The sequence below is a fragment of the Candidatus Polarisedimenticolaceae bacterium genome (genome assembly GCA_036376135.1).
In the GTDB taxonomy this organism is placed as follows: Bacteria; Acidobacteriota; Polarisedimenticolia; order Polarisedimenticolales; family DASRJG01; genus DASVAW01.
The window spans coordinates 1-9,583 of the sequence record DASVAW010000135.1; the positions used below are offsets into that span (position 1 = coordinate 1).

The following is a 9,583-nucleotide window of genomic DNA, read 5'->3' on the forward strand; positions in this document are numbered from 1 at the left end:
AACGCGGCCGCCCGGCCACACCGGAGCAGTCCCTGCTCGACAGGGAGAAGTGCCTTCGCCTCGCCGCGGTCGTCGGCGAGCTCTCCGAGCGGCAGCGAGAGGTGTTTCTGCTCCGCGTCGGACTCGGCGCGACGGTCGAGGAAACGGCCGCGACGTTGCGGTGCAGCGAGGCGGCGGTGCGGACGGCGCTGCACGAGGCGACGCGTGAGATTCGCGAGCGAATGGCCCGGGGGCTCGGAAGGGGTGAGCTGCATGAACGCCGATGATCTCGAACTCCCGGACGAAGGCTATCTCCTGCGGGAATCGCTGCGGGCCGACGAGGTCGCGTCGATTCGCGGGCGATTGCCGGGCCGGCGTCGGCGCACTTGGGTCTACTCGATGGCGGCGTGTCTCGCCGCGGTACTGATCGGAATCGGCTGGTGGGCGACACGCCCCTCACCGGGCGACGGTTCGACGCGCGTGGAGTTGCACATCGAACGGGTGGATGAGTCGGGGCGACGTCCGATCGTGCTGTCGATCGAACGACTTCCCGACGAAAACCGAAATGGAGTGAGGCGATGAGACGTCTTCTTTGGGTCTGCTGCCTCCTGCTCGGAACCGCCGTCACCGCGCGCGGCGAAAAGGGCGACTCGTCCCTGCAGACGCCGGTGTCGTTCAACGCGGAGGACGTGCCGGTAGTCTCGGTCCTGAACATGCTGAAGGCGGCGGGGCAACTCCAGCTCGACGTCGATCCCTGCGTCAACGGCCGCGTCCGAATGCAACTGGAGAACGTGCCGCTCCGGGCCGCGCTCGAGGCGGTCGCGACGTCCGCCGACCTCGAGGTGACGTTCCCGCAGGACTCCGCGAAGCCGATTGTGGTTCGCTGCAAGCCCGGCTCCCGTGCGATCTCGTCGCCGCCCTCCGCCAAAGGCGACCCCGTGCGCCTGGAGTTCCGGCTGAGTCGTCTCGTTCCCGGGCGCCCACGTGAGGATCTGATGAACCCGCGGCTCGCCACGAACCGCGAGGAGTACGCCGAGATCGCGCAGGAGAGCCCGGACGTCCAGGTGTTCTCGCTGGGCGAGAACGGGGAGACGATCGTCAGCCAACGCGGCCGTCGCGCCGCGATCGGGATCTTCATCCCCCGGAATGCCTCGGAAACCGTGCCGCTGCGGGGGAGGATCGAAGTCGTGGACAGCGACGCGGCGACCCGCTCGTCGGCGAGCTTTTCGCGCGTGTTCGAGGTGATCCTGCCTCCCCCGGGGCAGTTCGTGGAGGCGACGAAGTTCGACCTGCTGGGCGGAACCTACGAGCTCCGCGTGTCCCAATTCTGAAGTCGGCCGGCGGCGCGCCTCTGTTAACCTCCCCCGCGTGTTCGGCAACAAGAAGATCCGCCTGACGAGTTACGCATCCTGCGCCGGTTGAGCGAGCAAGATGGGCCCCGAGGCCCTGGCGCAGGTGCTGCGTCCGCTCGCCGGGATGTTCGACCCGGGCAGGTTCCCGAACCTCCTCCGCGGGCTCGTCGAGCCCGACGACGCGCTCGTGTGGAAACTCGACGACGAGCGCGCGATCGTGCAGACCGCCGACTTCTTCCCGCCCGTCGTGGACGACCCGTTCTCCTTCGGCCAGATCGCCGCGGCGAACGCGATGTCCGACGTCTACGCCATGGGGGGCGTTCCGATCTTCGCGATGAACCTCGTCGGGTTCCCCGAATCGCTCGATCCCGAGGTCCTCTCGGAGATCCTCCTCGGCGGTGCGGACAAGGTCCTCGAGGCCGGCGCGGCGATCGCGGGGGGGCACACGACGACCGACGAGGAGCCGAAGTACGGCCTCGCGGTCACCGGGCTCGTCCACCCCGATCGCGTCCTGAAGAAGACGGGGGCGAAGGTCGGCGACGTGCTGCTGCTGACCAAGCCTCTCGGGACCGGCGTCGTGACCACCGCGCACAAGAAGCAGAAGGTCGCCGCCGAGGACCTCGAGGTCGCAATCGCGAGCATGGCGCGGCTGTCGGCGAGGGCGTCGAAGCTTCTCGTCGAGGCCTGGCCCGCCGTGCATGCACTGACGGACGTCACCGGGTTCGCCCTTCTCGGTCACGGCCACGAGGTCGCGCACCAGTCAGGGGTCACGCTCGTCTTCGACTGGGCCAAGCTCCCGTGGCTTCCCGGCGCGGAGCACTACGCGAGAAAGGGCCACCTGACCGGCGGCTCGAAGCGCAACGATGCGTATTACGGGGAGTACCTGGACCTGCGGCGCCCGCTCGAAAGCTGGGAGCGCGCGCTGCTGACGGACCCGCAGACCTCGGGCGGCCTGCTCTGTGCGGTGGACCCCGCCGCGGTGGACGCGCTCGTCGAGCGGTTCCGGGCCTCGAAGGAACCGGTGTGGCGGGTCGGCGAGGTGGTCGCGGGGAAGGCGGGCACGATCCGCGTGGTGTGACCTGACGCATGACCGAGAAGGAATTCACCACCCTCGTCCTGGCGAACGAAGCCCGGGCGAATCGCAACCCCTCGCTCTACAAGCTCCGCGTGGCCGGGATGGCCGCCGGGGCCTATGCGTACCTGCTGGGCATGATCGTCGTGCTGCTCGCCGCGGCGGTGGCCGTGTGCTGGGCCGCGGCCGCCGGGCACGCGGGTGGACTGATCAAGCTCTTGTTCCCGATCGGGTTCGTCCTCTGGATCGTCCTGCGCGCGATGTGGGTGCGCATGGACCCGCCCGACGGCCTCGTCGTCACCGAGCGCGACGCCCCCGAGCTCTTCTCGATGATCGAGGAGGCGCGGCGTGCGGTGGGGGCGCCCAGGCCCGACGTCGTCCGCATCGACGGGCAGCTCAATGCCTCGATCTCGCAGATTCCGAGGCTGGGCTTTCTCGGCTGGCACCGCAACCACCTGACGCTCGGCCTTCCGCTCATGCGCCTTCTGACCCCCGACGAGTTCCGCTCGGTGGTCGCGCACGAGTTCGGGCACCTCTCGAAGGCGCACGGCGCCATCGGCGCGTGGATCTACCGGTTGCGGGCGACCTGGGGCCGGATCGTGGAGGACCTCGAGAAGGAGGGGCGGGGGGACTGGCTGGTCAGCGGTTTCTTCAAGCGTTTCAATCCGCGTTTCGCGGCGGCGTCGTTCGTCCTGGCGCGCCAGCACGAATACGAGGCCGACCGCCTCGCGGCGCAGGCGGCGGGAGCGCCGGCGGCGGCGTCCGCGCTCGCGCGCCTCGACGTCGCCGCGCGTTTCGTCGAGGGAGGGTACTGGCCGGCGCTCTTCCATGCGGTGACGCTCCGGCCCGATCCTCCCGAGCGCCCGTTCGACGGCCTCGGCGGCGCCGTGCCGTACGAGCGGACCGAGGTCCTGAAGGAGGCGCTCGACGCCGCGCTCGAGGTCCGCACCGGCGTGGCGGACACCCACCCGAGTCTCGCCGACCGGTTGCGCGCCCTCGGCGCGAAGCCGGCGGTCCCGCAGTCCCCGGCGACGACGGCCGACGTGGCCTACCTCGGATCGGCGCTGCCGTCGATCGAGGCGGCGCTGTCGCGGACGTGGCTCGAGGCCGTGGAGCCGCGATGGCGCGAGCGCCACCGGCTGCACCGCGAGTCCGAAGAGGAGCTCGCGGCGCTCGAGGCCAATCGCGAGCCTTCGACCGACGAGGCGTTCCGCCGCGCGCAGCTCACCGAGGAGCTGCGCGGACTCGAGGCGGCGATCCCCCGGTACGAGGAGGTGCACGCCATGAACGGCGCGCTCGCGGGACCGCTCGGCGCGCTCGCGCGTCACCGGCTGTCGCAGGGGGACGAATCCGGGATCGCGCTCCTCGAGCGGGCGCTCGAGAGCGATCCCGACTCGACCCCGTTCGTCAGCCGGCTCGTCTACGACTTCCTGCGGGCGCGCGAGCGGCGCGACGAGGCGGCGGCGTGGCGCAAGCGCGGCGAGCTGTACGAGGCGAAGCTCGAGGCGGCGAGGGCCGAGCGCGAGACCCTGCGCAAGGACGACCCCCTCGAGCCGCACGGGCTGGAAACGGCGGTCGTCGATGCGCTCCTTGACCAGCTGCGCGACCGGAAGGGGCTGGGGAAGGCCTGGCTCGTCCGGAAGCGTATGGAGCATTTCCCCGATCGCCGGAAGTGGATCCTGGTCGTCAGCGGCGCCGGATGGCTCCGGACCGACAAGCGGATCGTGACACTCGTTTCCGAGATCGCGCAGGACGTGGGGTTTCCCGGGGACACGATGATCGTGGGACTCACCTCCGGCAACGGCTTCCTGAAGGGGATGGTCCAGAAGGTGGAGGGGGCCCGGATCCTCTGAGGGTGGCCGCGCGGGCGAAGTCCCGGTACATTCCCCCCCTTTTCACGGGGGTTCCAAGCTCCATGGATCGTCTGTACGCGCCTCTCGTCGATGCCCTCGAGGGCCTGGTCTACACGCCCGAGCAGTACAACGCGGAGCACCTGACGAACTACGGCCGGGTCTTCCAGTGGACCCCGCGGTTCGTGGTCTACCCGAAGTCGCAGGGCGACATCGTGAAGCTGGTCGCGTTCGCGCGCGAGCACCGGCTGCACCTCTCGAATCGCGGCTCGGCGCACAGCCAGTCGGGGCTCGCGATCAGCGACGGCGGGATCCTGCTCGAGATGAAGTCGATGAACCGCATCGGCGACGTCGATCACGACAACCTGACGGTCGACGTCGAGCCGGGGGTCGTCTGGCGCGACCTGACGCACCACCTCAAGCGCTGGAACCTCGTCCCCCGCGTGCTGACCAACAACCTCGGCGTGACGGTGGGCGGCACCGTGTCGATGGCGGGGATCGGCGTCGCGTCGTTCAAGTACGGCTCGCAGGGGGACAACGTCGCCGAGATGGACGTCGTCACCGGAGACGGCAGCGTCGTGACCTGCTCCCCCGAGCGGAACGAGGATCTCTTCTGGGGGGTCGTCGCCGGACTCGGGCAGTTCGGGATCGCGACCCGCATCCGTCTGCAGCTGCGGCGCATGAAGCCGATGTCGCGGACGTACTACCTCCTCTACGACGACCTGCGCGTGTTCCTCGAGGACGCGCGCGTCTCGATGGACAGCGGGAAGTGGGACCACCTCGAATCGTGGGGGGCGCCGTGCTCCCAGGGGACGCGTCCCGTCGGCGGCGTGCGGCAGGTCTTCGCGAAGTGGTTCTATCCGTTCCACCTCACCGTCGAATACGACGAGGGGAACCCGCCCAACGACGCCGAGATGCTCGCGGGGCTGCGCCCCTACGACAACCTCTACGTGGACGACTGCCCGACGATCGACTTCCTCGAGCGCATGGTGCCGGTCTTCGAGCTGTGGAAGAAGGCGGGGACCTGGGAGTTCATGCACCCGTGGATCGAGTGCATCCTCCCGTGGGAGACGGCGGCCGACTGCATCCAGGAGGTGCTGCGCGACACGCACCCCGGGATCCAGGTCGGCGGGCACGTCCTGCTGTGGCCGGCGAAGGGGACCTCGTCCCGCTCGAAGAACTTCAAGGTCCCCGAGGGGGAGAACCTCGTCGGCTTCGGGCTGCTTCCCGCCGTCCCCCAGAAGTTCTGGGGGGAGGCGAAGGAGCGTCTCGAGAACGCCAGCCGCCTCATGCTCATGTTCGGCGCGAAGCGGTACCTCTCCGGCTGGGTAAACTTCACCGCCGAGGAGTGGCGCGAGCACTACGGGGCGCGGTGGGACGAGCTCGTCGAGCTCAAGCGGCGCTTCGACCCCGACCGGATCTTCAATCCCGGCTTCCTTCCCCTGTAGGAGTGGCGTCCACGATGGCGATCAAGTTCGGCACCCCCGAGTGGGCGCAGTTGCTGGTGCAGGAAGTCAACGGCTCGAGCGAGTACCGCAACGCCGCGGCGGGCTGGGGCGACGGGTACAACGGGAACGTCATGCTCGTCATCGAGCCGGACGCGAAGCTCGCGAACGGGCTCAACCTGCTCATCCGCCTGTCGAGGGGAACCTGCCACGGGGCGGAGTTCACCGGCGATGCGCACCACCCGGAAGCGGGGTTCGCCCTGCGCGCCCCGTTCTCGCTCTGGAAGGACATCCTCGAGCGGAAGTCGATGGCGGCGACCGCCATCCTCACCGGGAAGATGAAGGTCGACGGCGACAAGATGACGTTGCTCAGGCACACCGCCGCGCACCGCGCGATGGTCTCGTGCTGCTCGGCCATCGACACCGACTTCGACCTGTAGTCGATCAGTCGGCGGGGCCGCGCCCGAGCCTAGACTCGATCTCCTGAATCGCGAGGAGATGCCCTTCGGCCTCGTGGAGGCGGCCGTCGCGCAGCGCCTCCCGCGCGACGAGGAACCGGGAGAGCAGCTCGTCCGGCTTCGCCTCGATCGCGCGCCGGAGGGCGTCGTCGGCGCCGTCCTCGTCCCCCAGGAGCGTCCGCGCCCGCCCGATCTCGCGCCACACGGAGGCGGCGTCCGCTCCCCGGCGCAGCGCCTCCTCGAGCACCGGGAGCGCCTCGGCGGGGCGTCCGGAAGAGCGCAGCGCCTGGCCGAGCAGGACGAGCGACTCCGGCTGGCTCGCATCGCGCAGCACCTCGATCGCGCGATCCCATTCCCGCCCGCGCACGAGCAGCGACCCGTACATCGCGCGCACGCGGTTGGAGGGGTCGAGCCGCATCGCGCGCTCGAACCAGGCACGGCTGTCGGCGTAGCGGTTCTGCAGCCGCAACGCGTGCGCGGCGATCCCCGTCGCGTCGGCGGCGAGCGCGGGCTGGCGCTCGGCGACGTCCGCGAAGAACTGGAACGCGAGCTCCGGGTCGCGGAGCAGGCACCGCCCCGCGGTCTCGATCGCGGATCGGCAGGTCGACTCCTTGTGGCAGGCGGAGCGCAGGGACGCCTCGGCGTCGACGAGGCGCTGGGCGCTGCACGCGCGCGTGGCCTGCTGGAGCGCCGCCTCCGGGGGGAGCGCGACGGGAGTCCGGGCGCAACCGGGGAGCAGAAGCAGCGCGGCGACCAGGCCGACCGCGCGGCGTCTCACCACCGCAAGCGCGAGGAGCGCGAGGGTGATCCCCGCGCAGGCCTTCTCGAACAGGCCCCGGCTGCGCGCGTAGAGGGTGGGCGACGGGTCCGCGATCGACGTGCGGTCGACGAGCGTTCCGACCGCGGCGGTGGGGCCGCCGGCAGCGTTCAGCATGGTTCGAATCCTCCCGTCCGAGTCGATGAAGCAGGAAATGCCCGAGTTGCCGGCGCGCACGAAGGGCAGCCGGTTCTCGACGGCCCGGAGGATGCAAAGGCGCAAGGCGTGTTCGTGCGCGACGCCGCCGACCTCCCCCTCGCTCGTGATGTGCACGCCGAACCGCGCTCCCAGGCGCCTGGCCTCGGACGCCAGTCGCGGAGCGATCGCCTCCCAGCAGGTGAGGGTCACGAACGGCAGCGACGTCCCGTTCCAGTCGAGCCGGAACAGTCGCATCCCGTCCCCCGGGACCCCGTTCGGCACGAATCCCCACGCGCCGCGGATCGCGCCGAGGTACACCCGGCGAACCGAGGCGGGGAAGTGGCCGAGGGCCCCGGCGTAGGGGACGTATTCGGAGAAGGGGAAGAGGATCTGCTTGTCGTAACGACCGAGGATCGAGCCCGAGCCGTCGACGAGGATCGCGCTGTTGTTCGTGCGGAGGGGGTTGTCGGGCGTGCCGATCGACGCGCCCAGCAGGATCGGCGCGCCCGTGCGCGAGGCGAGCCAGCCGAGGTCCTCGAGGAACACCTCGTCGCGCTTGACGTCCTGGAGGATCGCGTTCTCCGGCCAGACGACGAGGTCGGCCGACCGGGCGGGGATCTCCTCGATCGTGAGCAGCATCTGCGAGAGGTGGACGCCGATCGTGTTGCGGATCGTGTGGCGCACGTTGGGCTGCACGACCGCGACGCGGGGGCCCTCGGCGGCCGCGTTCGGCGTGAGGCGGACGGCGGCGTACGCGAGCGACGCCGCCCACGCGACCGCAACCGCGATCGCGGGGCGCGCGAGCGAAGCGCGCCAACCCTCCGGGCGGTCGCGCCACGCGAACCCGACGTCGGCGATCAGCCCCGACACCGCCGCGACGAGGAACGAGAGCCCGTGGACCCCGACCACGTCGGCGCTCTGGATCGACGCGGGGAACGGAGCGAGCGCGTAGCCGAGCGCCTGGTAGTCGAAGCTCGACACGGTCATCCAGGAGCGCAGCCACTCCGTCGTCACCCACGCCATCGGCACGAGAAGGGTGCGGGGGAGCGCGAACCGCCGAAACAGCGTGCGCAGGAGCGGGGCGAAAACCCACAGCCCCTGGACGGTGCACAGAAGCGCGCAGGCGAACCACGCGACGAGGCCGAACGTCCTCGCGTTCTCGTAGGCGACGAGCCAGTAGAGGTACGCGCTCCCGAAGTACCAGCCGAGCGAGACCGCGGGACGCCGAGGGTCGGTGTAGAGAACCGTCCAGGGCACGAGGCCGATCACGACGAGGAAACTCAGGCCGGGGTACGGGCCGTACGCACCCAGCAGCAGCGCGGACGCGACGCCCAGCGCGGCGCGTCGCACGATTTCACGAGCCCGGTTTCCCATCGGACGCCTCTCGATCCGGCGAATGTACGCATCGATTTCTGCGTTCCCGCGCCGCGGAGGGCGCGGGCGGCGGCCGACGACCGCCGCGCGCGCCGATCGCTCCACCGGGTTGCCGATGCCGCAACCGCCGCGCGCGCGAGCTCCCGGGCGGACCGATGGTCTCGAAGCATCGAGGTCCGCCTCGCGAGGTCGCGCCTCCTGCCCGTCGGGGTGCCCCGATGATGTCGCTACATCAACGACTGAACGGGCGCCGAACGCAAGATGCCGCGCCGGGTCGATGCGGTTGCGCCAACGCGATGTAAACAAGCCGTTTAAGCGAGATTCGCCCTTGACAGCTTTCGCGACTTGACCGACCCGGCCTTGAACTTGTTCAAACGTTCGTTTAGAACACTCGCTTCTCTTTTCGGTCCTATCGAGGTCAAGGAATGAGCGAAGCCTCCCGCGACCGCATCCTCGACGCCGCCGAACGGCTCTTCGCCGAGAAGGGCTTCGAAGGGGCCTCGGTGCGCGACCTCGCCGCCGCCGCCGGGGTCAACCTCGCCGCGATCAACTACCACTTCGGGGGGAAGGAGGCGCTGTACCGCGCGGTCGGCGAGCGCCTCATGAACGAACTGCGCGAGCGCCGCCTGAAGGCGATTCGCGAGGCGCTCGAGGCCCCGGACGCCACGCTCGAGAGCGTGCTTCGCGCCTTCGCGTGGCAGATCTTCCGCCCGCTCGACGACCGCGGGCGCGCGCGCAGCTTCATCCAGCTCGCGCACCGCGAGATGGCCGAGCCGCGCCTCGCCCCGGAGTTCTGCAACGAGAACATTGTCGATCCGATCGAGCGCGCCCTCGAGGATACGGTGCGGCGGTTCGAGCCGCGGCTCGCTCCGGAAGACGCGCGGTTCGCCGTGCACGTCTTCATCGGCCAGCTGTTTCACGTCGTCGAGATGGCCTCGTGGCTCGGGACGCTCGACGACGAGCGTTCGTTCGGGTTCCCCTTCGACGAGCTCGCCGACCGCATCGTCGCCTTCACCGCCGCGGGGATCCGCGGCACCGCCGGAGGTCGCGCATGATCGCCGCAGCGCTCCTGCTCGCCGCCGCATCGTCGGTTCCCGT

At 70.2% G+C, this 9,583-nt stretch carries 9 protein-coding genes; 8 read left to right on the forward strand and 1 reads right to left on the reverse strand.

Going from position 1 to position 9,583, the window contains the following annotated elements:
- The 7 genes from VF139_13960 to VF139_13990 all read left to right on the forward strand — a co-directional run.
- Positions 1-266: sigma factor-like helix-turn-helix DNA-binding protein (locus VF139_13960; GenBank protein HEX6852498.1), on the forward strand; the 266-nt coding region annotated here is incomplete at its 5' end.
- Positions 253-561, forward strand: a complete 309-nt coding sequence (locus VF139_13965) for a hypothetical protein (GenBank protein ID HEX6852499.1) — start codon at positions 253-255, stop codon at positions 559-561. The genes VF139_13960 and VF139_13965, both read left to right, overlap by 14 nt.
- Positions 558-1,310, forward strand: a complete 753-nt coding sequence (locus VF139_13970) for a hypothetical protein (GenBank protein ID HEX6852500.1) — start codon at positions 558-560, stop codon at positions 1,308-1,310. Before VF139_13965 ends, VF139_13970 begins: the two co-directional genes overlap by 4 nt.
- 37 nt (positions 1,311-1,347) lie before the next feature.
- Positions 1,348-2,409 (forward strand): selenide, water dikinase SelD, encoded by a 1,062-nt coding sequence (gene selD / locus VF139_13975; GenBank protein HEX6852501.1) that lies wholly within the window; start codon positions 1,348-1,350, stop codon positions 2,407-2,409.
- Between the two features lie 8 nt (positions 2,410-2,417).
- Positions 2,418-4,256 carry a M48 family metalloprotease gene (locus tag VF139_13980; GenBank protein ID HEX6852502.1) on the forward strand — a complete coding sequence of 613 codons (1,839 nt, stop codon included), beginning with the start codon at positions 2,418-2,420 and terminating at the stop codon, positions 4,254-4,256.
- Positions 4,257-4,318: 62 nt separating this feature from the next.
- On the forward strand, positions 4,319-5,701 hold the full coding sequence (locus VF139_13985; GenBank protein HEX6852503.1) for an FAD-binding protein: 1,383 nt from the start codon (positions 4,319-4,321) through the stop codon (positions 5,699-5,701).
- Positions 5,702-5,715: 14 nt separating this feature from the next.
- The gene (locus VF139_13990; protein ID HEX6852504.1) at positions 5,716-6,138 is read left to right on the forward strand and encodes an SCP2 sterol-binding domain-containing protein; all 423 of its coding nucleotides are present in this window, start codon (positions 5,716-5,718) and stop codon (positions 6,136-6,138) included.
- 4 nt (positions 6,139-6,142) lie between these two features.
- On the opposite strand, the gene lnt is transcribed toward VF139_13990, so the two are convergent.
- Complete coding sequence (gene lnt, locus VF139_13995) at positions 6,143-8,461, reverse strand: apolipoprotein N-acyltransferase (GenBank protein ID HEX6852505.1); 2,319 nt, start codon at positions 8,459-8,461, stop codon at positions 6,143-6,145.
- 449 nt (positions 8,462-8,910) lie between these two features.
- On the opposite strand from lnt, the gene VF139_14000 reads away from it, so the two are divergent.
- Positions 8,911-9,540 (forward strand): CerR family C-terminal domain-containing protein, encoded by a 630-nt coding sequence (locus tag VF139_14000; protein HEX6852506.1) that lies wholly within the window; start codon positions 8,911-8,913, stop codon positions 9,538-9,540.
- Positions 9,541-9,583 lie beyond the last annotated feature (43 nt).